Annotated in this window: 22 protein-coding genes; 12 read left to right on the top strand and 10 right to left on the bottom strand. The window is 49.0% G+C overall.

Features of this window, described 5'->3' with window-relative positions; translation table 11 throughout:
* The 4 genes from B4A77_RS01390 to B4A77_RS01375 all read left to right on the top strand — a co-directional run.
* Positions 1 to 823 (top strand): DUF3800 domain-containing protein (locus tag B4A77_RS01390; protein WP_290737627.1); only part of this gene is annotated, 823 nt, incomplete at its 5' end.
* The gene (locus B4A77_RS01385; RefSeq protein ID WP_290737624.1) at positions 824 to 1369 is read left to right on the top strand and encodes a toll/interleukin-1 receptor domain-containing protein; all 546 of its coding nucleotides are present in this window, start codon (positions 824 to 826) and stop codon (positions 1367 to 1369) included.
* A 122-nt stretch (positions 1370 to 1491) separates the two neighbouring features.
* Positions 1492 to 2100 (top strand): TIR domain-containing protein, encoded by a 609-nt coding sequence (locus B4A77_RS01380; protein WP_349678362.1) that lies wholly within the window; start codon positions 1492 to 1494, stop codon positions 2098 to 2100.
* An 18-nt stretch (positions 2101 to 2118) separates the two neighbouring features.
* Positions 2119 to 2544 carry a hypothetical protein gene (locus tag B4A77_RS01375; protein WP_290737618.1) on the top strand — a complete coding sequence of 142 codons (426 nt, stop codon included), beginning with the start codon at positions 2119 to 2121 and terminating at the stop codon, positions 2542 to 2544.
* Between the two features lie 100 nt (positions 2545 to 2644).
* On the opposite strand, the gene B4A77_RS01370 is transcribed toward B4A77_RS01375, so the two are convergent.
* Complete coding sequence (locus B4A77_RS01370) at positions 2645 to 2806, bottom strand: hypothetical protein (protein WP_290737616.1); 162 nt, start codon at positions 2804 to 2806, stop codon at positions 2645 to 2647.
* Complete coding sequence (locus tag B4A77_RS01365; RefSeq protein ID WP_290737613.1) at positions 2803 to 3381, bottom strand: type IV toxin-antitoxin system AbiEi family antitoxin domain-containing protein; 579 nt, start codon at positions 3379 to 3381, stop codon at positions 2803 to 2805. The genes B4A77_RS01370 and B4A77_RS01365 overlap by 4 nt, the downstream gene beginning before the upstream one ends.
* Positions 3382 to 3566: 185 nt before the next feature.
* On the opposite strand from B4A77_RS01365, the gene B4A77_RS01360 reads away from it, so the two are divergent.
* From B4A77_RS01360 to B4A77_RS01350, 3 genes are read left to right on the top strand one after another with little or no spacing between them, the layout of a single operon-like run.
* The gene (locus B4A77_RS01360) at positions 3567 to 6710 is read left to right on the top strand and encodes a type I restriction endonuclease subunit R (protein WP_290737609.1); all 3144 of its coding nucleotides are present in this window, start codon (positions 3567 to 3569) and stop codon (positions 6708 to 6710) included.
* Positions 6710 to 7405 (top strand): M48 family metallopeptidase, encoded by a 696-nt coding sequence (locus B4A77_RS01355; protein WP_290737606.1) that lies wholly within the window; start codon positions 6710 to 6712, stop codon positions 7403 to 7405. Before B4A77_RS01360 ends, B4A77_RS01355 begins: the two co-directional genes overlap by 1 nt.
* An 18-nt stretch (positions 7406 to 7423) precedes the next feature.
* Positions 7424 to 8410 (top strand): hypothetical protein, encoded by a 987-nt coding sequence (locus B4A77_RS01350; protein WP_290737603.1) that lies wholly within the window; start codon positions 7424 to 7426, stop codon positions 8408 to 8410.
* Positions 8411 to 8425: 15 nt separating this feature from the next.
* Here the strand turns inward: B4A77_RS01350 and B4A77_RS01345 are convergent, their stop codons facing one another.
* Positions 8426 to 10567 carry an HD domain-containing phosphohydrolase gene (locus B4A77_RS01345; RefSeq protein WP_290735366.1) on the bottom strand — a complete coding sequence of 714 codons (2142 nt, stop codon included), beginning with the start codon at positions 10565 to 10567 and terminating at the stop codon, positions 8426 to 8428.
* Between the two features lie 136 nt (positions 10568 to 10703).
* Between B4A77_RS01345 and B4A77_RS01340 the strand changes: the two genes are divergently transcribed.
* Positions 10704 to 11909: a hypothetical protein gene (locus B4A77_RS01340; RefSeq protein ID WP_173381038.1), complete on the top strand. Its 1206-nt coding sequence runs from the start codon at positions 10704 to 10706 to the stop codon at positions 11907 to 11909.
* Positions 11910 to 11916: 7 nt separating this feature from the next.
* Here B4A77_RS01340 and B4A77_RS01335 read toward each other — a convergent pair whose 3' ends face one another.
* The 6 genes from B4A77_RS01335 to B4A77_RS01310 form a co-directional block, all read right to left on the bottom strand.
* Complete coding sequence (locus B4A77_RS01335) at positions 11917 to 12624, bottom strand: methyltransferase domain-containing protein (protein ID WP_290737600.1); 708 nt, start codon at positions 12622 to 12624, stop codon at positions 11917 to 11919.
* Positions 12624 to 13838, bottom strand: coding sequence for a hypothetical protein (locus tag B4A77_RS01330; protein ID WP_290737597.1), 1215 nt, complete (start codon positions 13836 to 13838; stop codon positions 12624 to 12626). The genes B4A77_RS01335 and B4A77_RS01330 overlap by 1 nt, the downstream gene beginning before the upstream one ends.
* 24 nt (positions 13839 to 13862) lie before the next feature.
* On the bottom strand, positions 13863 to 14729 hold the full coding sequence (locus B4A77_RS01325; RefSeq protein ID WP_290725559.1) for a TIGR02147 family protein: 867 nt from the start codon (positions 14727 to 14729) through the stop codon (positions 13863 to 13865).
* A gap of 141 nt (positions 14730 to 14870) precedes the next feature.
* Positions 14871 to 15212, bottom strand: a complete 342-nt coding sequence (locus tag B4A77_RS01320) for a hypothetical protein (protein WP_290729424.1) — start codon at positions 15210 to 15212, stop codon at positions 14871 to 14873.
* Between the two features lie 21 nt (positions 15213 to 15233).
* Positions 15234 to 16277 carry a hypothetical protein gene (locus B4A77_RS01315; RefSeq protein ID WP_290729421.1) on the bottom strand — a complete coding sequence of 348 codons (1044 nt, stop codon included), beginning with the start codon at positions 16275 to 16277 and terminating at the stop codon, positions 15234 to 15236.
* Positions 16278 to 16367: 90 nt separating this feature from the next.
* Positions 16368 to 17699, bottom strand: coding sequence for a LuxR C-terminal-related transcriptional regulator (locus tag B4A77_RS01310; protein ID WP_290729418.1), 1332 nt, complete (start codon positions 17697 to 17699; stop codon positions 16368 to 16370).
* 185 nt (positions 17700 to 17884) lie between these two features.
* Here B4A77_RS01310 and B4A77_RS01305 point away from each other — a divergent pair, with 185 nt between their 5' ends.
* The 4 genes from B4A77_RS01305 (at position 17885) to B4A77_RS01290 (ending at position 22503) form a co-directional block, all read left to right on the top strand.
* On the top strand, positions 17885 to 18055 hold the full coding sequence (locus tag B4A77_RS01305; protein ID WP_349678361.1) for a type II toxin-antitoxin system RelB/DinJ family antitoxin: 171 nt from the start codon (positions 17885 to 17887) through the stop codon (positions 18053 to 18055).
* Between the two features lie 444 nt (positions 18056 to 18499).
* Complete coding sequence (locus B4A77_RS01300) at positions 18500 to 20653, top strand: hypothetical protein (RefSeq protein ID WP_290737594.1); 2154 nt, start codon at positions 18500 to 18502, stop codon at positions 20651 to 20653.
* 34 nt (positions 20654 to 20687) lie between these two features.
* A complete protein-coding gene (locus B4A77_RS01295) occupies positions 20688 to 21425 on the top strand; it encodes a hypothetical protein (RefSeq protein WP_290729412.1) in 738 nt (245 codons plus the stop codon).
* Position 21426: 1 nt separating this feature from the next.
* Positions 21427 to 22503: a radical SAM protein gene (locus B4A77_RS01290; protein WP_290737591.1), complete on the top strand. Its 1077-nt coding sequence runs from the start codon at positions 21427 to 21429 to the stop codon at positions 22501 to 22503.
* Between the two features lie 48 nt (positions 22504 to 22551).
* On the opposite strand, the gene B4A77_RS01285 is transcribed toward B4A77_RS01290, so the two are convergent.
* Positions 22552 to 23679, bottom strand: coding sequence for a sigma-54 interaction domain-containing protein (locus B4A77_RS01285; RefSeq protein WP_290737588.1), 1128 nt, complete (start codon positions 23677 to 23679; stop codon positions 22552 to 22554).

Raw genomic sequence — 23679 nt, 5'->3', positions numbered from 1 at the left:
TGCGAAAGAAAATATACGTTACCTTTTTTGGAACTTTATTCAGTATTTAGACGAGAAAATTGCGGTTGATTTTTATAAAAACTGTTTAATGGCGAGTTCTCAGCAGCAAGCAGACGAGTGCTTAAGAAAAATATGCAAGCAAATTCTTGCAGTGACTTACAAATTACCTGACGATAGATGCCGACAAATAATAGAAGACGCCATCAATGGCGCTAAATACTACGGTTCAAATATTTCAATTTTTGAGGCTGATAAGCAGAACCGATGGAGACATCTACCTCATATTGTAAGTTTTGGACCAATGCTAAATGCTATTTCGTTATATGCTAAAGAACATGATATCAAAGTTCAAAAAATACTGCATGACGAACAGGGACAAGTTCATCATGCTTTGATGGAAATATACAATGATGCAGCTGCACAAGGGGTAAACGGAATACCTCTAAGCTTAAAAGAAAATGGAAACTTTGATTTTACGCAAATTCCAAGCGACTGTTTTGAAATGAAAAATTCTAAAAATAGTTATGGAATTCAAATTGCTGATGTATGCTTGTATGTTTTGATACATCAGCTACAAAATCCTAATTACGAATCAAATAAATATAAATTATATTCTTACATTGTAAAACACACCATTGATCATTTTGAGTTTAGTGAAAAAACTTTATTTGACGCGATTTCCGATTGGGAAAGAAGGCTCAGTAGTATGAAATTATCTCCTGAGGATATTGAAAAAGGCGAACAAATTGTAAAAAAAATGGAAAAACGGTTTTACGACAGATTGCACCAACAAAACGTCAACCAAATAAATGGAGATGCGTAAATGAGTTCTTTTTTTTATCGTGGACAATTTGATGAATACAAGGTGCCTGATTTAAAGTCGGCTTTTGAGTGCGTTGAAAACCCAGTTTCTCAGGGCTCTTTTCCTAAAAAGATAAAAACAACCGTTTTTCTCTCGCACAAACACGACGATCTTAATGATTTAAAGGGCGTTATTGGCATGTTAGAGAAAGAATTTGATGTTAAAGTGTACATTGATAGTCGGGATAAAAAGATGCCTGAAGTAACTTCGGGTCAAACTGCAGACAGAATAAAAAATAGGATCAAAGAGTGTGACAAATTTATTTTACTAGCAACAAATGCTGCAATAGAATCAAATTGGTGTAATTGGGAATTAGGTTATGGTGATGCGCAAAAGAACGAATACAATAATTTAGCTTTATTCCCTATGGAAGATGTTCCCAAATCAAGTTCATACAAAGGAAATGAATACTTAGAAATATACCCTCATATTATTTCTAAGGACAATCAATATTATGTTAAATTTCAAGAAGAAATAACACCTTTGAGCGAATGGTTTTCTAGGTAAGATCGATGGGCTACAAAATATTCGTTTCATACAAGTATAAAGACAATAGCGTCTACCCTTTGAGCTCGTCTCGGAGTGGATTTCCTTTCCCATATGGAAATAACACTACGGTTCGCGACTATGTGGATAAATTGGAAGCATATTTTGACCATACGAGTAATATCTATAAAGGCGAATCGGATGACGAAGATTTGTCAAACTATTCTGATGATGCAATTTGGGAAAAGTTAAAGGATAGAATTTTTGATAGTTCTGTTACCATTGTGATGGTTTCTCCCAATATGAGAGAACCGCATCGTTCAGAAAGGTCTCAATGGATTCCATGGGAAATTTCCTATTCTTTGCGTGAAACGACAAGAGGCGACAGAACTAGCAACTCCAATGCTGTTTTAGCCGTTGTTCTTCCTGATTATCATTATCGATACAATTACTTTACTGAGCCTCATTCTTATCAACGTTTAGATGGTCAACTTAATGAACAGGATCCGGTATTTCCAATAATTCGGAAGAATATGAATAATAATAGATGGGGCAGACTTTCTGCATTTTCCCACAATGGTTTTTATCCCATTTCGATGGGTGATTCATCGTATATTCCAAGTGTCAAGTGGGATGATTTTATTCAACATCCGATGGCATATATAGATTGCGCCGTGAAACGAAAAGAAAATATTTCTCGCTATAATATTTGCACGGATGTTGAATTTTTTCGATGGAAATCTTTATTTTAGTAAAAAGAGGAATTGACGATGGAAATTGAAAAAGAAGATGAACGATTGTATTTGCAGTTTCTGCAAAATAATATCGCAAGAATGAATAGTAACTCGGCTCAAGCGAAAGGATGGTGTATCGCGGTAGTTGCAGCCCTCTTGGCAATTTTTTCGGAAACGAAAAATGAATTATTCGTCTGGATATGTTTAATACCGACGGTTCTATTCTGTATTTTAGACACTTTGTATCTGCAACAAGAACATAAGTTCGTTGGGATATATAACGATTATATAAGTGGTAAAGATTGTAAGCCCACTGTGTATACAATGCCCATGAAGTCTTATGAAAAAGGTTTCTGTGGTTTTCTTAAGGCTTTAAAATCCTGGTCTGTATTACTTGTGTATGGCCCGTTATTAGCCGTCATAATTACAATCATCTGTATGATTAAAGCGAATTGTTGTTAGTACGTAAAATGCTCAACAGCTGCTGAATTTTGGATATAACGAATTTGAATGCCATTTTGCCGACATCGGTAAAATGGTTATTTAGGTAAAAATTGAATTTTTACCTACAATTAGTGAATTCCATCATAAAGGATTCGGCCCCCTGTCGAATGTCGTCCAGGATTTCCTTGTGCGACATCTTGGAATGCCTTAGGGAATTGTATTCGCGCAGTTTGCGAATGTCTTCTGCATCAAAGCGGTTACTTATGTTAGGGAACTTCATAGTCCAATCTCCAAATATGTTTTCAGGGTTGCGGCAACTCTAAGTTTTTTTGCATATTCTATGAGTTTCGCGATGTTCCTGTCGGTGCGATGCAGGTATGTCTTGAGAATTTCGGCGCATACATCCAAGCCAATTTTGTTGCGGTATTTGATGGCGTCGCAGACAGAGCGCTCCAAGTCGGTGACGCGTACCTTGTGGCCATGGACTTCCGCCGCTGTGGTTCCGAACTCTAGCAGATGATCTGACCAGTAGTAAAGCGTTACTGGAGGGAATTCGGGCAATACGAGTTTGCGTTTGCGCGGGATGGCGATGCAAAATGCTGAGGGAATTTGCGTTGTCAGCTCGTAATGCTCCCATGCGGAATACATGCACAGTACCCCGCCGGGCACAAGAACATCTATGTCGAGCATGGTATCTGCAAGCGTGGCGGGCTCCGCAAACACTCCGGGGCGAAGGCGGAGTAGTTCGCCGGACTGGACTTTTTGCAGGGCCTGGTGATACTGGTAAGCGCTCATGTTTTCGCGGACCATGAAGCCTTCGGTATTGCCAATTTTTTTTCCGTCGTATTTGGGCATGTCTCTAATATAATAAAATTACGGCAATTTTGCAAATATGCCGTAGAAAATTAAATATTTTCGGATGCTTTCAGGCCGAAATGCGCATTTTTTGTGAAATTCGGGCAATTCTGTCGTCGCCTTTTGTTGAATGTGCGTTGCCAAGTAGTCGAAAATATATATTATGGTAAAATTGGAATTAGACAATGGCCGAACCGAATATCAACATTCCCGAACGCAAGACGCAGGCGAAGGTAATCAAGTTCTTCAAGGACGAATTGCATTACGATTACCTGGGCAATTTGTGCGAAGTGGCGAACAAGAACATTCGCGATGATGACCTGCTTGCATTCTTGGTGGGCCAGCAGCATTATTCGGAAACGGTCGCACGCAAGGCCATCGCCGATTTGCAACATGCGGCGGGCGACTTACAGCAAGGTTTATATTCTGCGAACAAGACGGTTTACAGTTTGCTGAAGTATTCGCACCCTGTTTCTGATGCGGATGGCGAAAATATCAGCGTCTATTACATTGATTTTAAAAATCCGGCCAACAACCATTTTGCCATTGCCGAAGAGGTGACGGTTAGCAGTTCTTTCGGTTCCAAGCGCCCGGACCTTGTCGTTTATATAAACGGCATTGCGGTTGCGGTGATTGAACTCAAGAAGAGCTCCGTTTCTGTTGCCGATGGCATTCGCCAGAACCTGACGAACCAGAAGCAGGAATTCATCGAGTCGTTCTTTACTACGATTCAGTATTGCCTGGCGGCAAACGAAAGCGAAGGTGTCCGCTACGGGACAATCGCCACGCCAGAGAAGAAGTACTTGACCTGGAAACAGGAGGCGTTCCGCGAACGCTTGCAGGAACTGGACGACAACGATTTGATTATCGATGATAAGAGTTCGTCGTTCGGAGGCGTTCTTTTTGAAAGTCTTTATTCGCTGTTCAACAAGGTCCGTTTTCTTGATTTGATCCATAACTTTATCATTTTTGATAATGGTGTAAAGAAGGTCTGCCGCTACAATCAGTATTACGCAATTCACCGCACGTACAACAGGATTACCACGCAAAAGAAGGGCGGTATTGTATGGCACACGCAGGGTTCGGGCAAATCTCTCACGATGGTCTGGCTTGCCAAGCGTCTGCTGCTGAACAATCCGAGTCGCAGAATTTTGATTGTCACTGACCGCGACGAACTAGATGACCAAATAGAGCAGTTGTTCAAGGGTGTGGAAGAAAAGATTATTCGCACCAAGAGCGGTCGCGATTTGTTGGACCGCTTGAATTCTACCGAAGGTTCTATCATTTGTTCGCTAGTTCACAAGTTCGGTCGCCGTGGCGGTGAAGTTACCGACGGCGATTACGAGAAGTTCTTGAAAGAAATCAAGGATTCGTTGCCGCCGAACTTTAGCGTGAAAGGCGATTTCGTTGTATTCGTGGATGAGTGCCACCGCACGCAATCGGGCAAGTTGCACAAGGCGATGACGGCTTTGATGCCTAAGGCGATTTTCGTGGGCTTTACCGGCACGCCACTTTTGAAGAAAGACAAGAAGACGAGTCTGGAAGTTTTCGGAAGCTACATTCATACATACAAATTTGATGAAGGCGTGCGCGACCACGTGATTCTTGACTTGCGTTACGAAGGTCGCGATGTCCCGCAAGATTTGCGCTCCCGTGAAAAGATTGATGAATGGTTTGACTTGAAAACGCGTGGCATGACGCCTGTCGCTAAAGCGAAACTGAAAGCCCGCTGGGCGAATATGCGCACGGTTTATTCGTCTTACGACCGTCTGAAAGCGATTGCGAACGACATCATCCTTGATTTTGCGAAGGATGCCCGTTTGGCAGAAGGACGCGGAAACGCTATCCTTGTCGCGGATTCCATTTTTACGGCTTGCCGCTTCTACGAAATTTTTCAGGCATTGGGTTTTAAGAAATGCGCTATCATTTCTTCTTACACGCCGAATCCGGGCGACCTGCGTACCGATACGGTGAGCCTCGATGAGGATACCGAAACTTTCAGGAAATACCAGATTTACCTGAAGATGGTCGGAGTCGAAGAAGGCGACGATACTTCCCGCATCGACAAGAAGGTGGAAGCTTTTGAAAAGGAAGCCAAACGCAAGTTCGTTGAAGAACCGGCTAACATGAAACTGCTCATTGTAGTCGATAAACTGTTGACTGGTTTTGATGCTCCTCATTGCACATATCTATATATCGACAAAAAGATGCAAGACCATGGCCTGTTCCAGGCGATTTGCCGCGTGAACCGTTTGGATGACGAGACGAAGCCCTTCGGTATCATTATCGACTACAAGGAACTTTTCGACGATGTGACCGACAGTATGAACAAATACACATCGGGTGCATTTGAAGACTACGATGACAGCGATGTCGATGGCTTGATTAAGGACCGTGCGACTGAAGCCGAGAAATATTTTAACAAGATTCTTGAAGAAATCGAGACGCTTTGTGAAGATGTGATACCACCTAAAGATGAATCGGATTACATTCACTTTTTTTGTGGCGAAAATATCAGTTGGTTGAACAATCCAGAAGAATTTGAGGCACTTGCCCGCCTGCGTGAACGTTTCTACTCGCTGGCGAGTAGTTTGGCTCGCGCGTTTGCCGAGTTGAAATCGCAGATTTTGTCGCTGCCCTATACCGAAGCCGAATGGAACGATAAAGAAAAGCGCACCAATGATTACGTGAATTTGCGTCAGGTGATTATGCAGGCGAGTGGCGACTTTGTTGATTTGAAAGCTTGTGAACCCGACATGCGCCACCTTATTGACAATTACATTGCCGCTGGCGATTCGACAAAGATTATTGAATTTGACGACACGACTTTGCTGGATATCATTGAACTTTGCAAGTTTGATTTGACGGCTGGCAAGAAGAAGGTCCGCGAAAGCGCTGCCGAAAAAATCGAGAACAACATCCGTCGCAAAATCGTTGACCAGATAAATGTCAACCCTGCGTACTACAACAAAATGTCAGAAATTCTTGACCAGTTGATTGAAGAACGCAAGAACGGCTTGATTGAATACAAGAAGTTGCTGGAACGCTATATTGAGCTTGCCAAGAAGGTGAATTCATCGGCAGCAAGCGAAGATTATCCGGCCTCTGTCAAGGGAAGTGCCGCAAAGCGTGCGATTTACGATAACTGCGGAAATGATGAGAAATTGACGAATGCAATTTATGACGCCGTCATGAGTAGCATGCAGGCCGATTTCCGCAACAGCCCGGTGAAAATCAACAAGATTAAGCGCGCTCTTTCCGAGGTCTTGGACGATGATGCGGAAGTTGATCGCGTTTATGAACTCATCAGCAAGCAGAGTGAGTTCTAATGCGGATGCAAGTGTCGGGCATTACAGTTGCCGTTACAAAAAAGGATATCAAGAACATTCACCTCTCGGTGATGCCGCCCGATGGCTCTGTGCGAATTTCTGCACCGCTGAACCTTTCTGATGAATCCATCAAGATTTTCGTGCGTACCAAGGTTGCCTGGATTAAGCGCCAACAAGAGAAATTTGCAAATCAGGCTCGCTTGAGCGAACGTGAATATGTTTCCGGCGAATCCATTTTTATTTTCGGCCGCCAGTATTATTTGCGTGTAGAACATGACCGTGCAAATGGATTTGTAATAGACGGGCAAAATGTGGTTCTGACTGTTCGCGAAGCAAGTACCGCACAACAGCGCGAAAACTACGTGAACGAAAAACTCCGTGAAATGCTTGTCGCCGAAATAGAAAAGCGCTTGCCCGCATGGGAAAAGAAAACGCACTTAAAATGCAACGGTTGGCAGACAAAAATTATGCAGAATAAGTGGGGCAGTTGCAACCCCGCAGGGAAACTTTGGTTCAATCTGCATTTGGCGCATACGCCTATCCGCTGCCTGGATTACGTGATACTGCACGAACTCCTGCACCTGAAAGTCCGCCATCACAACAAAGATTACATCGCGCTGCTCGACAAGTACATGCCCTTCTGGCAAGAAGTCCGCAAGGAACTTAATGACTTCGTGCTTATGCCGATGAAATAAGATGTTAGGTTTATGTGTATGAAAAACTATAAAGTTCTTGTTCTGGCAGCCTTCCTGGTGGCATCCCTTGCCTCTTGCGGTGACGATTCCAGTTCCGGTACGGATGCCTCAGTTACGGAAAGTTCTTCGGAGCAGGCTCTGTCGAGTTCCGTGCAGTCGCCTGAACGTTCGTCTTCGAGTGTCGCGCCGGTATCGAGTTCAGCCGAAGAAAAATTGAGTTCGAGTTCTGCTGAGGTCGAGTCGTCGAGTTCGGAGACGCCGACTTCCTCCGGCGACGACGGAAAGTGCACCGATTGCGATAGCTACACTGCGGCCGACCCCGAACTCACCGAGAACGGCGGCAAGGGTTCTGTCACTACCTACGGAAGCGTCACGGCAAAAGAAACGAGTCTCGGTGGAGCCTGCAACTATGGACAAACGAATATCCAGTACTATGCGGCGATTCACGTGAATGTTTCTCCGGGCGATGACAAGGGCCCTTGGGATGGCGGTGCGGCCTGTGGCGGTTGCGTGCATGTGAGGGCGAGGACGCCCGAAGGCTGGAAAGAGGTGACCGTGCGCATTACCGACCGCTGCCCCGACGCGAACTGCGGGGTGGATCTGGGCGGTGCCCCTGCCGCTGACATCATGGGCAATCGCGTGGGCCGTTATTCGGGCGAATGGGGGTTCGTGAGCTGCGAGGGCGTCGACGGCGTGTGGGGCGATTCAACGTCGCTCTGGGTCAAGGAAGGCGCAAGCGAATTCTGGAGCATTATCCAGGTACGCAACCCGAAGGACATGGTCAAGTCCATCATGATTCTTGGCGAGGGCGGCGAGTCACGCGAGCTCGAGATGGTCGTGGGTACGGAAAACTTCTGGACGGTCCCGCAGGCCGTATTGCAGACGGACAGCCGCTACCGCGTGGTGGTGAAGTACCGCACCGGAACTGACGACGAATGGAAAATAAAGGGCTCCGACCTCGCAGTACCCGAGGCGAACCTATATCTGCATGAGCACAGGGAATAACCCTGCTGTGTGGTGCTATGCGGGCTTGCCGTCCTCGTTAAGCTTGGTGCGCTCGTTGTAGAGCTTTTCCGAAATCTTGCAGAAGGCATCGACGACCATGGGGTCGAAATGCTTGCCGGAACCTTCGGTAATGATGGACATGGCCTTTTCGTAGGTGAAGGGCTTCTTGTAGATGCGTTCGGCCACGAGGGCGTCGAACACGTCCGCGACAGCCATGATTCTTGCCGAAAGCGGAATCGCATCTCCCTTGATTCCCGTGGGGTAGCCGGTGCCGTCCCATTTTTCGTGGTGGTAATGCGCCATCTCGATGGCTTCCTTTAGATAGTCGTCGTCCAGCGAATCGTTGGTATTGTCGACAATCTTCGCGAGAATATGGAACCCTTCGATCGTGTGGCTCTTCATGATGGCGAATTCTTCGTCGGTGAGTTTTCCCGGCTTGTTCAGGATGAGGTCCGACACGGCGATTTTCCCGATGTCGTGGAGCGGCGCCGAGCGCTTGAGCTTTGCGATGTAGGCGTCGTCGATGATGTCCGGGAGCTTGCCTTCGCGCTGCAGTTCCTTCGCGATGGCCTCCACGTAGAAGGCTGTCTTCTTGATGTGGCTTCCGGTACTTGTGTCGCGCGCTTCGACCATTTCTGCGAAGTTGATAATAATTTCGTCCTGCATCTTCGCGATGCGATCGGCTGCCGCCTCGAACCGGTGGATGAATTCGACGGAGTCGATGCCCATCTTGTTGATGGCCTTGTAGAGGTGCTCTATTTCGTCGGAGGTGCCGATATTCAGGGTGTTGAGTTCGCTGAGGCTGTTTTCGCGACCCTGTTCCAAGTTGTAGGCGAAGTGGATGGCCGCCGAGGCGATCCTGTTCACCGGATGCACGATTCCGCGCTTTGCGAATTCCAGCACGATGCTCATGATGATAATGGAAAGCCCGAAGAACATCGAGAGCAGCTTGATGAAGAACTTTGCCTGGTCATAGACGATTTCGCCCATGGAAATGTCTGCCGCGACATAAGCGACCGTCTTGCCGGCGCTGTTCTTCAGGGGCCTGTAGACGGTAAGCAGCCATCCGTACTGGTCGTCGGAAATGATGGGCTCGATGGGTTCGCCCTTGAGTAGGTTGGAAAGGTATGGCTTGAAACTCGGATCGAATGCGACGAGATCTCCGGGGCTGCTTCCCGCTTCGCCGTCCCTGGACACGAGGTCGAATACGACGTGGCAGCCGTCCTCGAGAATCTTGTAGACGTAGAGGTACTGTGCCTGGGGGAACCCGTCACGGATCCTGTACAGGAGCTTCTCTATCGCGTCGTAGCCTTCGGCGTTGTGCCCCTGTTCGATGAATTCGTCGACACGGTCGGCGTCGATGACGACGGATGCCGCCTCGGAGAGGCCATTGGCGATATCGGTAAACTTGCCGATGGAAACTTGCCTGTAGAGGATAAATCCGGTGATACTTGCTAGCGCGCCGAGCAGGATTTCGGCCGCGATGACGATGATGACGACCTTGCTGAGCAGGGAATGCTTGAAGAGCTTGTTCTGGTGGTTGATGTAGGGCTCGAAGAGGAACACCTTTGCAAAGAGGCGCTTGAAGTGGTCGTTGATGAACCTGTAGCCGATGATGGCCGCCGCGACGACGATAGCCTTGTCGAAAATGTCGATGACGATGTCTGCCGAGAGCTGCGAGAAGAACTTGGAAAAACCGAGGGTACTGTAGATGGCGTTTGCGAACGGGGCCGAGATGCCTTCGCCGAAGTCGTAGCCATAGAGGAAGTAGGTGAGAATCGAACCGAGCCCGCCGCCGATAAGCGAGAAAACGAGGACGCTTGCGATGATTTTCGGGACATGGAGGAAAAATTTCCGTTGCTGGAAAAGGGCCGCCGCGACGCCGATCAGGATGCTGATGATGCCGTAGTAGAGGGTCGTGATGTCGGAGATGCCGTTGAAGGCGTTGGAGAAAAAGCCGACGATGACGGCGGGAAGCGTGCCGCCCAGCATGGCGACAAGGATTGTGCCGATAGAATCAAGGAATACGGGGAGTTCGAAGTATAGGGCTAGCTTGGCAGGGACAATGTTGAGCAACAGCCCGAATGCGATAAGCGCTATGGCGCAGGCCCAGTAGGCCGCTGGACTGTGTGATTTGGCCAAAAGAAAGTTTTTCATAAATCCGGACACCTTCTTTGGAAACTCCTTCCAAGAATCCCCTCATGAAATTTACATTGTTTTTTTGCAAAAGGGAGTTATATTTATAGGGAATTTATCGGTAAAATGCCTTTTAGGCGTTTAGGAAGGTAAAAAGATGAAAAGATTGGGTCTTCTCAGGCTCTTTGCCGCCCTTTTGGGCTTGGTCCTTGTTTCCGCATGTACCCACGGGTTGCTCGTCCGCGATGGCGCTACCTTCAAGGGGAAATCCGGGGTCATTGGTGTGTTCCGCCAGCCGGCCTTTTATTGCAGCGAGGCGAATCCCCACTATGCAAAGATTGGAGACTCCACGGTTGTCGTGAAGCCCGCGTGGAGCGAGGAGCAGGATAACCTGTTCTATACCCACCTTAAGCCGGGCCGCGCGACCCTCTATAGCTATAGCTACAGCTGTGGCGATAACGACAATAAGTTCGTCCTGGACACGACTTCTGCGAACAAGGGCTCTTCGGGAATCGTTATCCCCGATAGCGGATTCTGCAAGATCGTGATTTCTTTTGTCCAGGGAGACAAACTGTTCGACCACAATGACGCCCTGATCGATGAGCTTTTCAAGAAGGAAAAGGTCGCAGTGGCTGCGTCGGATATACCCTATTGCGAAGTCGTAAGTACCGACGGTTCCGTACAGAGCTTCGCGAACAAGGATTCCCTGCTGGATGTCCAATACGAGGCCGCGATCGAATCTGCCCGCGACGGTTCGTGCGAGGATATCCGCCCGTTGATCTCCATTGACGAAAATTCAAACAAAGTAACGTGGAACGGTGACAGGAACATGGTGCTGATGGTGGTGGCGCATGCCAATCCCGATATGTTCAAGGATGTCCAGAAGGTCACGTTCGACAACGAAGTGCGCGTGTTCTCGGACAAGGAAATGCTGGAATGGTTCAAGACGAACCGCAAGTCGGTCCGTAACTGGCCGCTTCGCATCCGTCAGCTCCTTGGGCTCCCGCGCGGGGAGAAACTGACGCACTTCACGACGGTCTGGGTGAATCCCAAGGACATGATCCGTCCCGCCTACATTCCCGACATCGCGAGCGCCGAGATGACCTGCCGGTTCAACGAAGAAGACGATTCGCAGCTGGATAGCCTCGGCATGTGGCTCAGGAACTGGTTCGACGATGCCTGGGCGAAGAACTACAAGGCCCATGGCTATCCGTGGACGCGTCTGGGATACACTTATGACTGGGGCTCGAAGGGCGACAGGTATGGCCTTTCGGAATTCATGATTATGAATGGAACCGAGGTGCATGTGCAGTCGACGAGGGAATTCAAGGCTTACCTGAAGTGGCTTGCCGACCGCGACTAGGGTAGCTTCAATCGCGTGAGACGATGACCCGCCACAGCTGCTGGCGGGCTTCTTTGTACTTGCGCTCGAACGCGGTGATGGGGCGCTCGGGGTCAAAAGGCTCGCGGGCGATGGTCCGCTCGGGAGCGGCAATGGGTGCGGCTTCTGCAAATTCCCTAGCGTAGATTTCCCAGTTGGTGCGCAGCTCGATGGCATCGCCGAGCTGGAGGAGCGTCGGGAAAATCGGGTGCAGGTGGAAACGCCTCGTGGCTTCGCTCTGCTTGGGCCATGGGTTCGGGTAGTAGAGCGCATGGTAGGGGATGTGCCACTGGCCTGCCTTGACCTTCCCGAGGGCGAGCCGCCAGAAGTCGAGCAGTTCCGCGCGCACGAAGAATGCGTTCTGCGGGAAGGTTGCCGTCCCGTTCCCTGCACCGCCGGCCTTCGTGAGCCGGGCCGCGGACTTGTCGATGCCTATGACGGGAATGCCCGGATTTGTTAATGCGATGTTTAACGTGCTTTCGCCGGTGCCGCAACCCGAATCGAGAATTACTTTATATGTGGTGTGGCTCGCGCTCTCATAAAAGTTTAAAACAAACTTCTCCGCTTCCGCGAATGCCGCGCGTGTATGGTCCGCAATCGGGCGCAAATACTCCGTAGAGGCGTACTTGCGTACGGCCTCTTCGAGCTTGTCGTATATATCGGTCTGGTTGGTGGTGACCGCGCGGGCTCCGGACATTACCGCTTCCAGATGCTCAGGCGCTTGCCGCCGGTAAGCTCGATGTCGTCGAGCCAGAAGTTGACGGTCTTTTCTTCGTTGTTGGGCTTGAAGCTCCACACGAGCTGGTTCACGCAGGTGTAGGAGAATTGCGGATCCAGGATGTCGGCCAGCGGTATGGAAATGCGTTCCCACTTATCGCCGAGCGTGAATTCGGATTGCGCGATAATCTGGCTGCTTTGCGTCTCGTCGATGAGTCCGAATACGATGGCGCCCTCGCCTTTAGCGCGGAACGCGATGGAATCCACGGAGGATATGTCGTTGCAGAGGCTCTTGTCGCTCTTGCCGAGCTCGATGCCGACCGTCGCCCAGGGCCACTGCGTCTCGCCGGAGGAATCCTTGACCGCTTCACCGAATGTCGCCGCCACATGCGCGACGATATTGCCATCCTCGCTTTCGAGGCTGAACCTGTGGCTGGATCCGTTGTCGGTAAATTTGGGCGTTACCGTTTCTTCGTTGTAGTCGAAATACCACCAGCCGCCGTCGTAAGTGCGTGCGGGCATGAATCGGTTCTGGTAGTTGGAGTCCTGGAAGTCGTCGAGCAGAAGCGCGCGGCTCTCTTCGGCGAACGTGCTCGCGGTGGAACTTTCGCCTGCGATGACCTTCATGTAGGTGCTGCTCGTGTCGGCGCCTTTCTTGTTCGGGATGAACACCAGGCTAATCGGCCCTGCCGGGAGGGAGTCCATGGAGAACTTGCCGTCCTTTACCTTGGCCGAATGCGCCATGCCGCGGACTTTCACCGTGCCTTCGGCGCCATCGCCTACGGAACCCGCGATGGAGACCGTCTCTTCGAGCGCTTCCTTGCCCAGGTCGACATCGGAACCTTCGACGGAGACTTCCTTCTGGAGGGCCTTGCCGTCGAGTCTAGCTTCAAGGGTGTATGTACCTTCGGCCACGTTTTCGAATACGACCTTGCCGTTCTTGTCGGCCTTGGTAAATTCGTTGTCGGCCGCGTCAAGGCTTTCGCTCTCGCTGAGCTTGACCCTCGCGAAAGCGGCGGGCTGCCCGTCGACCGTAAGCTGTGCCATGATGGCGTTGCCGGCATCGGTGCCGCTCGGGCCGCCGCCTGCCGTCTTGTCGGTGTCGGAACATGCCGAAAGGACCGCCGCCGTCGAAAGCGCGATCAGTCCCAGGCCGAATGTCGAAATGTTCCGCTGCACCTTGGAAAAATACATTTTTTTGAAAAGTCCGCGCATCGCCTAGCCCTCCTTTTTCGGGCTGGGGTTGCCGTCGTCTGCGGTAGCCGGGTCTTCGACCCTGTCGGAGAGCGGGAACATCGCGATATTCATGGCGTACACGCGGTCGGCGCGCTCGCTCTTGCGGGCAAACTGCAGGAGTCCGCGGCGGAATTCCTCGATGCGGTGCTTGATTTCGGGCAGGTCGTCCTCTGCCGCGGTGAACACCACGCTCGAAATGTCGCGTTCTTCGGGCTTGTGGCGGTCGATGGATTCCTGGGCAAGTTCGATGGTATGCCTGTGGAAATTTCGTACGGCCTGGCTCTTGACCTCGCCGCCGGTAGAAAGGATCTGGTCGGTGATGTTCCAGCCGCCGTTGCCGTCGGGAGCGACAAGCCCGAGCTTTTTCAGGATCTCGAGAGCGCTGCGTGCCTCGTCGTGCGAGATGGGCGGGTTCAGGTGGGTCGCGAGTTCCGGAATGTCGCTCGTGTCCTTCGTGATGCCGATGAGGGCGCGGAGCGCAGAACAGCTCCAGCTCCCGAAATAGGCGAGTTCGGGCTCGGTGAGCACGCGCGTTTCCATCTCGCGCAGTTCCATGAGCTTGTAGTAAAGTTCGCTGAGCGCCTGCTTGGCTTTTGTCTTGTTGAAGCGGTAGAGCGTCTTGAAGTACTCCGCCCTGCGGTCGTCGAGCTTGCAGAGGCGAATGAATACCGGGAGCGAGTCCTCGTTGAGGTGCCCGCCCTTCTGGAATACTCGCACGAGCCAGGCCGGGTCCACGCCGGTCTTCTGGCTCAGGTAACGATAGCTGGTGAACGGGTTGTCCTTCTTGCTTTCGGCAAACCAGTCCTTCAGGAAATCGCGGTATTCAAGGTATTCGAGTACGTCAACCATATCCAAAATTTACCTAAATAAGGGCGCGAGCGTCCCGGGGGAGGGCGTGTCGGATCAAGTTTCCGTTGCTCTTTCTTCAACGCCAAAAATGGCGATTTTGAATCAAAATCGCCATAGGGAGAGCTTTTCGCGTGCCGGAAATTAGTTCAGGCCGTTGAATTTGAGCGAATTGATGAGCGTCGTCCCCGAGATGGTGTAGTCGGCGATGCCACCGGTTGCGCTGTAGACGAAGTAGCGGTCGGCGTCCTGGTCCTTGCCGAGCACGACCACCGCGTGCAGGCGGACGAGGGTGCCTTCGGCGAATCCCGCTTCGCTCAGGTTGAGGGTCCGTTCGGCGGCGGCGCAGATGTCGTGGTAGCCGGAGGACTCGTAATCGCCGCTCGAACCGTCCTTCGGGTTGATCCAGTGGACCCTGATGCGGGCGACGAACGCTCCGTCGTTGTGCAGGGTGAATGCCTTGACTGTCTTGATTTCTTCAGCCATGATAATGCTCCTTTTTGATAGTTAGAGGTTGATGTTGTATTTGGTTGTAATCTTGTCGCTGGGGAGATTTTCGCTGGTGCGGTCCAGGTTGACAAAACCGATCTTCTGTGCGTTTTCGATATTGAAGCACAGGTCGTTCGGCGTGACAAACATCGACTGCAGCTCGCGGGCGTTCTCGATGAGTTCTTTGATGGAAGAGAACGTGTATCCGAAAAATTTCAGGAGGGTCTTGAGGAAATCCTCGATTGCGTTGCTGAGGAAGTTGTTCTTCAGCAACATCACGTGTTCGCTGTCGGTATCCTGCAGCGCTTCCTTAAGAAGGTCTTCCAGCTTTTCTTCCTTGCCGGAGTTCTCCTGGACCGAGAAGGCGTTCTCGCTGAAGTTGTATTCCGCGGCGTGTTCGGCGTAAAGATCGAAGAGCGTCTTGACATTGTTCGCCTGCCGGATGCCCCGGATGTCTGCATTGTCGAGGTCAATCTTCAGGCGGCCGTCTTTTTTCGATGCGTCCAGATAGCACTGGTAGACAAACGAGGAACAGACCATCGTATGCTTGCCTTCGTGCACCTTCTCGTCGATCAGCTTCTTGATTTCGGCGGAGACAATCTTGAGTATCCCAATAATGACGTGCTGCTTGATGCTTACGCCGGAAATGTCCTTGTAGACGAGAATCATGGCGAGCAACAGGAGGTCGGAATAGGGGTAGGGCAGGTTTTCGTCGAGGTAAATCTTGGCGGCCTGCATCACGGGCAGGATTTCGGCATCGGAGAAGAAATCGCTGCTTCCGGGTTGCGTGAGCCGGCAGACGTAGGCGCGTCTGGAGGTTTCCTTGTCTGCGATTTCATGGGCGTGCAGGCCGGTCGTGCCCGCATCGGCAAGGGCTTGGACGGGACTGTCCTGGAAGTAGAGCGCCCCGTGCGTCACCTTGGAATTCGTGAGCTTCATGATGAGGCTCGAAATGAGGTCGTTGTCTTCGCCTTCGAAGGTGAGGATATCCCCTGCCTTCAGATTCAAAAGGGTGAGTTTCTGTTTGTAAAAATCGTCTGGATTCTTGGGTTCTGTTTTCATTTCGCAGTTTCCTTTGTTTGTGGTTTTAAAGATAAACTGCAAAAGTACTATTTGTCCATAACCCGAATGGACTATTTTTGAGGCTAATCTTTACGGAAAGACATTCTTGACGCTGTCAAGAATGATGTCCTTCTTTGAGGGGGCAATCCCTGAGAGAAGGTGCTCCAGGTCCGATTTTTTAAAGTGCGGGTGGTATTCGAAAAATTTCCGGATGTGCTTGTCGCTTTGTTCGAAGTCGCCCTTCTTGTTGTTGCAGGCGATGAGGATTAGGCGTGCGAGGGGCGTCTCGGGGTGGAATAGCAGGACCTGCCTTGCGGCTTCCTCGCTCTCGGCGAATCTCCCTTGCAAAAAGTAGATGAACGCCCTTGGCGTGGACTGGAACGGTTGACCGGACGATTCCGGGAAGAACCGCTCGTTCTCGTTGAGGAGGGCCAGGGCCTTGTCCTCTTTCCCGACGAGCATGTAGATTTGCGCCAGCATGCGCCTGACCCTGAAATCGTTCGGGTTTGCGTCCAAAATCTGCAGGAAATAGGCGATGGCCTCGCTCTTGTTTCCGATGACGATGTTGTAGAGCGCCATCATGAACTGCGAATAGATGGAGTAGGGGTTCTTGCGCATTTCGGAACATGCGATTTCCCCTATCTTGGCGCCGTAGCATTCGGCATCTACCCAGGATTCGTTGATTGCCACGTAGTAGGCCGAAACGAGCGAGTAGGCCACGTAGGTGTGGTGGTTTTCTTCACCGTGCAGCGCTTCTAGAGTCGAAACGATTTCGTCAAAGGCATCCCTGTTGCCGCTATCGGTCTGGATATTGGCGTAGCAGGAGGCGAACCACCATTGCGGGAACTTTTCCCTGTCGGTCTCGTAGGCGTGCGCTGCGGAAGAGACCATGTGGCTGAACAGCTGGATGGTAATCTGCGAGGCAAGGAACTGGATGTCGTCCCCGTCCCCGATCTTTTGCGAGACCGACCACAGGATCTCGGATGTGTCGCCCCTGTATAGCGTGACGAACAGGTTCTCGTCTTTCTCGGGCGTTCCCGTTACCTGGATCTGGTAGGTCGGCGGGGATTGTGGCGCGATGCTGCCGTTGATTCGGAATAGGTGGTAATGGTGCAGGGCTTCGACGATAGCGAGGGAGAGCCCCTTCGCCAGAGGCGTGGCGGTTAAGCCGTCGCATCCCGTAATGGTGATGTGGATGTCGTCGTCCGTTGTTTGCCTTCTTGCGCTTTTGGTGATATCCGTTGAAACCGCTTCTGTCCTGTTTGTGACTTCGAGCGCCTTGTAGATGTTGGCGAGATGGACTTTGACGGTATTGGCCGAGATATTCAGTGCCCTGCAGATTTCACTGTTTGTGAGGCCTTTGCGGAGCAGGGAAAGAATTTCTTTTTGGCGAGAGGTAAGGAGTTTGCTCTGGTCTTTCATATATGTAAAAATATATATAAATTAAGAATATTTTATTAAATCGGATGAAAACGAAAGAAGTAAAAATTCACATTTTTTACTATGGACAAGCTATTTTTTGGTTGAAATTTTTTATTATTTGAATCGGGTTTGTTTGATGAGGTTGAATTTATACGTAAAAACAAACTGTGGGATTGATTTATAAGATGAATATGGGCATAATTTCCGTAAGAATGGACAAGGAAACAAAGGAAAAGTTCACGGATTTCTGCAAATCGGTGGGTATTACCGTTTCTGCCGCGGTCAACATGTTTGCTCGCATGACCATTCAAGAAAACCGTCTGCCGTTCGATGTGAAACGGTTCCCGAAGCAGTAAGGAATCTTGGGCTTCGATTAAATTGTACTTTATATACTTGTTGTATTACAATCGCCATACAAAGTATTGTGTGTGATTTGTTGCTAGAGATACATTTTAAAAAATAGGGAGCGCTGAGTGGACGGATGAATACAATCTATTCCCATAGTAACTCGTTCTCTTAGGCTTCATTCGAAATGTAAAATTTTACTCTGGCTTGCTTCTGACGTAGAGCAGGATTGCTAACAAATCGCTTTCTTTTGTTGTATGGCTTAAGTACTACATTGTTGATGAGTTTGTTGTGGCGTGTGTGAATGTTATGTTGTTTTAGATTAACTTGCTTGTAAAAAGAAACATCCTGCTTATTTTGTAAACAATTTCCTGTAATTCAATTTTTACTCGTTGTAGACGACTATGACGTGGTAGTAGAATGTATTATTAATATAAATTAAAAAAGAGGTTGAAATGAATACCAAAGTTCATTACGTGATTGTAAAGGCTGCCGCCCAACTCCTTGGTGATATGTCATTGAAATTGCTGGGAGAAAAGATCCGGCAAACGAAATGGAATCAAATAAAAAGTGAACTCGGTATAAATGGTGTGGATGATGTCGGTGGATTGAAACAAGAAACTTATTTTGATCTTGTCATGCTGGGCGCGTATTTAGAAGACAAACCCAAAATTCCATCAGAAATTAGTGAGCCGACAATACGTGATCCTCTTGTTAAGGCTGCTTTCGAAAAGGCTGCACCAGGCAAATACCAACATTGGATGGAACATTTTTGGAATGATCGTATGGACGAAAGTCGTGGGCTGGTGTTGGATATTGATTACATATGTGATGTTATTGCAGAATGTTTGGGAGGTCATCTTTGGGGCGAATTGCTGTCCGAGATAAATTCAGAAATAATTGAGCTTGTCGCCGCTCCAATTACTGCCTTGTGTAAGGCTGGAACGCTCACGTTGGATGAATTCCGCTCTGCACCGGTACGTGCGAGGGAATATTGGAAGCTTTTGATAAAACAATATAAAGAAGGGGAAAAAGAAAGGGCGTATTTGAACCTTGGAAGAGTTTGTCACTTGCTGGCCGATGTTGGAACGCCTTGCCATATGCATGGTGATCCGCATGCCGGATTTTATCCGGTTGCGATGATTCTAGAAAAGATAGGGCTGGGTGGCTTGATAGATACGAAGGATGGAACCGGTATTGATGATGACCAATATGAGTATTATACCGGTCTTGTTATTGAAGATAATCTTAAAGTGTTGGCCAAAGAGAATGATACGGCGTATGAAAAAGCTTTGCCTGTTCGTTGGAACGTGGCGTCGACTGATCTTGCAACATACAAGCGAGAATGGGAAATGATAGATTACTTCAAGGATCTCGGGAAAAAATCTAGATGTTATGACAGTGATGATGTAGATGGAAAAAGCAAGGGACATCCGTATCATTGGGAACATTTTAATCCGCTTGATCCGTATACATATAAGTTAGAAAGGGAATGGAATGGAGATTTGAGAAACTCCGCCTGTGTGGAAATTGCAAGCGACTTGATTCCAGAGACGATTTCGCACACTGCTGGTTTGATCATGCATTTCTTCGATAAAGTAGATGAGAAAATCGAGACTACGGAACCGGGAGCTGCCGATTTGGAAGTAAAGGTAAAGCAGATGCACGTCCTAGATGATACCGATCCGTGTGGTGCTGGTGAAATTTATATGGAAAATTCAATTAATGGTCGTAAGGCTCCTCCGACAGGCCGAATAAAGGCGGATACAGGGGAGACTGTCTCCTTGGCTGCAAAGGGAATATGTTGGAATTCTTTCCTTCGCGCCGGCGAAAATATCAATTTAAATTACTGGTCTCATGCCTCGGACAATGATGATGTTGACCTTTGGCTTACAAAAATAAGGGATTCTGAATCCTTGGGGACTATAAATTATACAATCAATACAAAAGATATTCCTAGTGATACGCATTATACGGTTACGTGTAGCTCCAAAAAACCGCATTATTACGATGTTGATATAGACTTCTATAAAAAAGTGCAAAAGGTAAAGAAGGTTATCTATGTTAATGACGCATGGCGAAAAAAATACAAGGACAGAAAAGAATTCGTCAGTAAACGGAGCCACAGTTTTGGTCGCTACAAGCCGCCTGTAACGCTGTATTTGAATTTCGAAGATTCAACACTTCATTTACAAAATAAGCAGCACGAATGCTGTGGGCATTTTGCTCGAAAAAGGAATATCAGTACCAACAACAAAGTTGAGATTACATTAAATGCAGATGAAATCTTCGAGACGAATATTGATAAACTCTTTGCGAATGATTCTGGAAAGTCGTTTACGCAAATGGCCCTGAATTCGATTGCGAAGTTAAAGAAATTGGCAAAAACGAAAAAACGTCCTAAGCTTGCTGGAGTTGTGTCGAAAATAGAAAATAGTGACAATTACAGAATCTTTTTCAAGGAGAATGGTTCGCTGCTGAGTAGAATCATTAAGGTGAAATACCCTGAACAGGCAGAAAAATTTGGCGATCTGACTAAGGCCAATTTTGCAAAACGCATCTCGACAAAATGCCAATGCTGTAAAGATGAAAAGGAATTCTGGAAATAAGTTATCTCAAAAACCACTCAAAAAAAGGATTACTATGGCAACAAGAACAACTGCAACTTTTAAAAATTCGCGGACTGCTACGGCTCGAGATGTAAAGCTGACTAAATCTGCAAGTAGGCAAAAAGAAGAAGCCTGTCTGCAAAATGCAGTTTCCTTCTATACCAAGAAAGAGTTGGCGTCCTTGCAGGACAATATCACGTCGCTCATAGCGACCGTTAAAAAGAATGCGAAGGTCGCTGCCCTGATTGATTCTGACCCGCATAAATTCATTTCCAAATATATGGGATTCTTGAAATTCCCTACGGAGAAGAAGGGTGTCTACTTGAGCGTGGAAGATTTTGCTTCTCCTTTAACAAAGGCTAAGGCGAAACAGTTTGTCAACAGCTTCTTGTCGAATTATGCTTCTGCCTCGATCAATGCATTCTTGTATAATACGACTTTTTTGTGGACGTATGTACATTTTTGGACAAAAACAACGAGTATATCCGTGCCAAGAGATCTCAGTTCGAGGGTGCAATTCAATGTCTCGACTGCGATATATGCGCAGTTCCATGAAGACTTGAAAAGAATGAAGGATTTGGACCTTACTGAATTAAGAACCGAGGCTATGCTTAGAAGAGCTGTGCTTAATCCCACTTCGATTCTTGAAGAGAAAAAAACAAACGAAGTTATAACCCGCAAGGTCGAGTATGTAAGGGAAGGGGTACGGATTCGTGCAACGATACGGCTCAAGGATCGCGTATGTACGATTTCGTCTGTCGAGGTGAAATAGGATGGAGCAATCGATAGCAAGACCTGCTCAATTAACCATAATAACGACAAACAGGTGCAATGCGGCGTGTTCTCATTGCATCATGTGTTCCGGGAAAGGCCGAAAAGAGATTTTGACATTTGACCAAATCAAGAACAACATTGATCAAATGAAAAAAGTTTCGAGGGGCCCCTTCGTGCTTATTTTTACGGGTGGCGAGCCGACCCTTCTAGGTGAGGATTTGTTTGAGTCCATTGCGTATGCTGACAGCTTGGGAATTCCTTCTCGAATCGTCACAAATGCGCATTGGGCAAAAACCCGCCAAGATGCGGAAAGGATGGTCCAGACCCTGGCTGAATGTGGGCTGAGTGAAATCAACATAAGTACTGATGATTATCACGTGAAATATGTTCCTTTTTCAAATGTGAAAAACGCTTGGAAGGCTTGCCATGGAAAAGGATTTCATGCCGTAATTGTGGGAGTGTCCTACTCCAAGGAATCTAAAATAACTCCTGAATTTGTTGAAGCGCAATTTAATGAAAAGTTGCAGCGCAGATTCAATAGCAAGGAGAGAGAGCTTCCTCTTGATAAAAGGGATAAGGACGGAACGATTTACGCGATTTCAAATACATGGGTTACCAAATCAGGGCGTGCTGCAGAGGAACTTAGTGACAAGTCGTTCAAGTTTAAGCGCAATACAAACTTTTTCCTCGGAAAGTGCCCGACAATCATGAGTTCGGTAATTGTTTCTCCGTCTAATCACGTGTGGGCCTGTTGTGGATTCGAATGTGGAGACGGAAGCGCTTTGGATATAGGGGATTTGTCTAAGGCGACGATGAACTCGATAGTGAAAAAAGCCGAAAAGAACATTGTAATACAAGCGATCAAATACCTTGGCCCATTGCAGTTGAAAGATTGTTTGGCGTCTATTGATCCTGATATCGAGTTCAAGAATAAATATACATGTGTTTGTGCCCTCTGCGAGGATATTGTAAAAAATGAGAGGGCTCTAGCTACAATAAAAAGCCACAAAGATGAATTGTGGGAGAGAATAAAACTAGCGAAGTCTCTGTCGGAATTAACGAAAGTTAATGGGTGATTCTTCCGGGGTTAGTCGAGAGGGTCCCTTCCTTCGGGAAGGGACTTTTTATAATCCGAACTTCTTCACCTTGTAGTGCATCATGCGGGGGCTCACGGAAATGTCGCGGCCGGCGGCGCTCAGGTTCCCGTTGTTGCGGCGGAGCGCCTCGGTGAGGATTTCCTTCTCGTAGCTTTCGAGGAGTGCCGTAAGCGACGCGGTGCCTTCGGGGATAAGCGCCGTGCCGCTCGTGATGTCGGTCTGGAGCGTGGGCGGCAGGTCGTAGGCGTTGATGGCGACGTCGGTCGTGGCGAGGCAGGCGTGCTCGATGCAGTTCTCGAGTTCGCGCACGTTGCCCGGCCAGTGGTAGCTCATGAGCATGTCGATGGCGGGGGTGCTGAGTCGCGCGATGTTCTTGCCGTACTTGAGGTTCATCTTCTCGATAAAGTGGTCGGCGAGCAAAAGGATGTCGGTCTTTCTCTGCGAGAGGTCGGGCAAGTTTATCTGGAATATGTTGAGGCGGTAGTAGAGGTCTTCGCGGAAAAGCCCCTGCTGCACGAGGGCCTCGAGGTTCTTGCCGGTGCTTGCGACGATGCGGATGTCGGAGCGCTGCTCGATGTTGCTCCCGAGCCTCTTGAAGGTGCGCCCCTGCATGAACTCCAGGAGCCGCGCCTGGCTTGCGGGGGAGAGTTCCGCGACTTCGTCCAGGAATAGCGTGCCGCCGCTTGCCTGCTCGGCCTTGCCGATGTGCCTGCTGGTGGCGCCGGTGAACGCGCCGCGCTCGTAGCCGAACAGTTCCGCCTCGAACGCGCTGGTGGTGTTGCCTTCGAGCGTGTCGCAGTTGAGGATGGTGAACGGCCTTGCCTTGCGGTCTGAAAGTTCGTGGATGTAGCGGGCCACGTGTTCCTTGCCGGTGCCCGCGCCGCCGCGGACGAGAACGACTCCCTCGGTGGGGGCGATGTGCCTTGCCTGCCGCGCGACCTCCTGCATTTCGCGGGTGTTGCCGATGATGTCGCCCGCGCGGCCTTCCACGATGCCGCGGATCTTTTCGCATTCCGCCTCGTGTGCGGCGCGCAGGTCGGCGAATGCCTTGTCGAGAACGTCGTGGATGTGCGCGGAAAGGGCCCGCGCGGAGCGTCCGTGCAGTTCACGCTTGATTTTTTCGAGGGCTTCCTTTTCGATGCGTTCGGTTTCCAT

This window comes from Fibrobacter sp. UBA3718 (assembly GCF_002371935.1).
Classification (GTDB): domain Bacteria; phylum Fibrobacterota; class Fibrobacteria; order Fibrobacterales; family Fibrobacteraceae; genus Fibrobacter.
The sequence above is the reverse complement of the archived record's forward strand: the minus strand, read 5'-3'. Positions and strand labels throughout refer to the sequence as shown.

Bases quoted from the DNA above. Each gene is read 5' to 3' on its own strand.
- B4A77_RS01385 (WP_290737624.1), top strand. From the start codon at position 824: ATGAGTTCTTTTTTTTATCGTGGACAATTTGATGAATACAAGGTGCCT.
- B4A77_RS01375 (WP_290737618.1), top strand. From the start codon at position 2,119: ATGGAAATTGAAAAAGAAGATGAACGATTGTATTTGCAGTTTCTGCAA.
- B4A77_RS01370 (WP_290737616.1), bottom strand. From the start codon at position 2,806: ATGAAGTTCCCTAACATAAGTAACCGCTTTGATGCAGAAGACATTCGC.
- B4A77_RS01365 (WP_290737613.1), bottom strand. From the start codon at position 3,381: ATGCCCAAATACGACGGAAAAAAAATTGGCAATACCGAAGGCTTCATG.
- B4A77_RS01360 (WP_290737609.1), top strand. From the start codon at position 3,567: ATGGCCGAACCGAATATCAACATTCCCGAACGCAAGACGCAGGCGAAG.
- B4A77_RS01355 (WP_290737606.1), top strand. From the start codon at position 6,710: ATGCGGATGCAAGTGTCGGGCATTACAGTTGCCGTTACAAAAAAGGAT.
- B4A77_RS01350 (WP_290737603.1), top strand. From the start codon at position 7,424: ATGAAAAACTATAAAGTTCTTGTTCTGGCAGCCTTCCTGGTGGCATCC.
- B4A77_RS01345 (WP_290735366.1), bottom strand. From the start codon at position 10,567: ATGAAAAACTTTCTTTTGGCCAAATCACACAGTCCAGCGGCCTACTGG.
- B4A77_RS01340 (WP_173381038.1), top strand. From the start codon at position 10,704: ATGAAAAGATTGGGTCTTCTCAGGCTCTTTGCCGCCCTTTTGGGCTTG.
- B4A77_RS01335 (WP_290737600.1), bottom strand. From the start codon at position 12,624: ATGTCCGGAGCCCGCGCGGTCACCACCAACCAGACCGATATATACGAC.
- B4A77_RS01330 (WP_290737597.1), bottom strand. From the start codon at position 13,838: ATGTATTTTTCCAAGGTGCAGCGGAACATTTCGACATTCGGCCTGGGA.
- B4A77_RS01325 (WP_290725559.1), bottom strand. From the start codon at position 14,729: ATGGTTGACGTACTCGAATACCTTGAATACCGCGATTTCCTGAAGGAC.
- B4A77_RS01320 (WP_290729424.1), bottom strand. From the start codon at position 15,212: ATGGCTGAAGAAATCAAGACAGTCAAGGCATTCACCCTGCACAACGAC.
- B4A77_RS01315 (WP_290729421.1), bottom strand. From the start codon at position 16,277: ATGAAAACAGAACCCAAGAATCCAGACGATTTTTACAAACAGAAACTC.
- B4A77_RS01310 (WP_290729418.1), bottom strand. From the start codon at position 17,699: ATGAAAGACCAGAGCAAACTCCTTACCTCTCGCCAAAAAGAAATTCTT.
- B4A77_RS01305 (WP_349678361.1), top strand. From the start codon at position 17,885: ATGAATATGGGCATAATTTCCGTAAGAATGGACAAGGAAACAAAGGAA.
- B4A77_RS01300 (WP_290737594.1), top strand. From the start codon at position 18,500: ATGAATACCAAAGTTCATTACGTGATTGTAAAGGCTGCCGCCCAACTC.
- B4A77_RS01295 (WP_290729412.1), top strand. From the start codon at position 20,688: ATGGCAACAAGAACAACTGCAACTTTTAAAAATTCGCGGACTGCTACG.
- B4A77_RS01290 (WP_290737591.1), top strand. From the start codon at position 21,427: ATGGAGCAATCGATAGCAAGACCTGCTCAATTAACCATAATAACGACA.
- B4A77_RS01285 (WP_290737588.1), bottom strand. From the start codon at position 23,679: ATGGAAACCGAACGCATCGAAAAGGAAGCCCTCGAAAAAATCAAGCGT.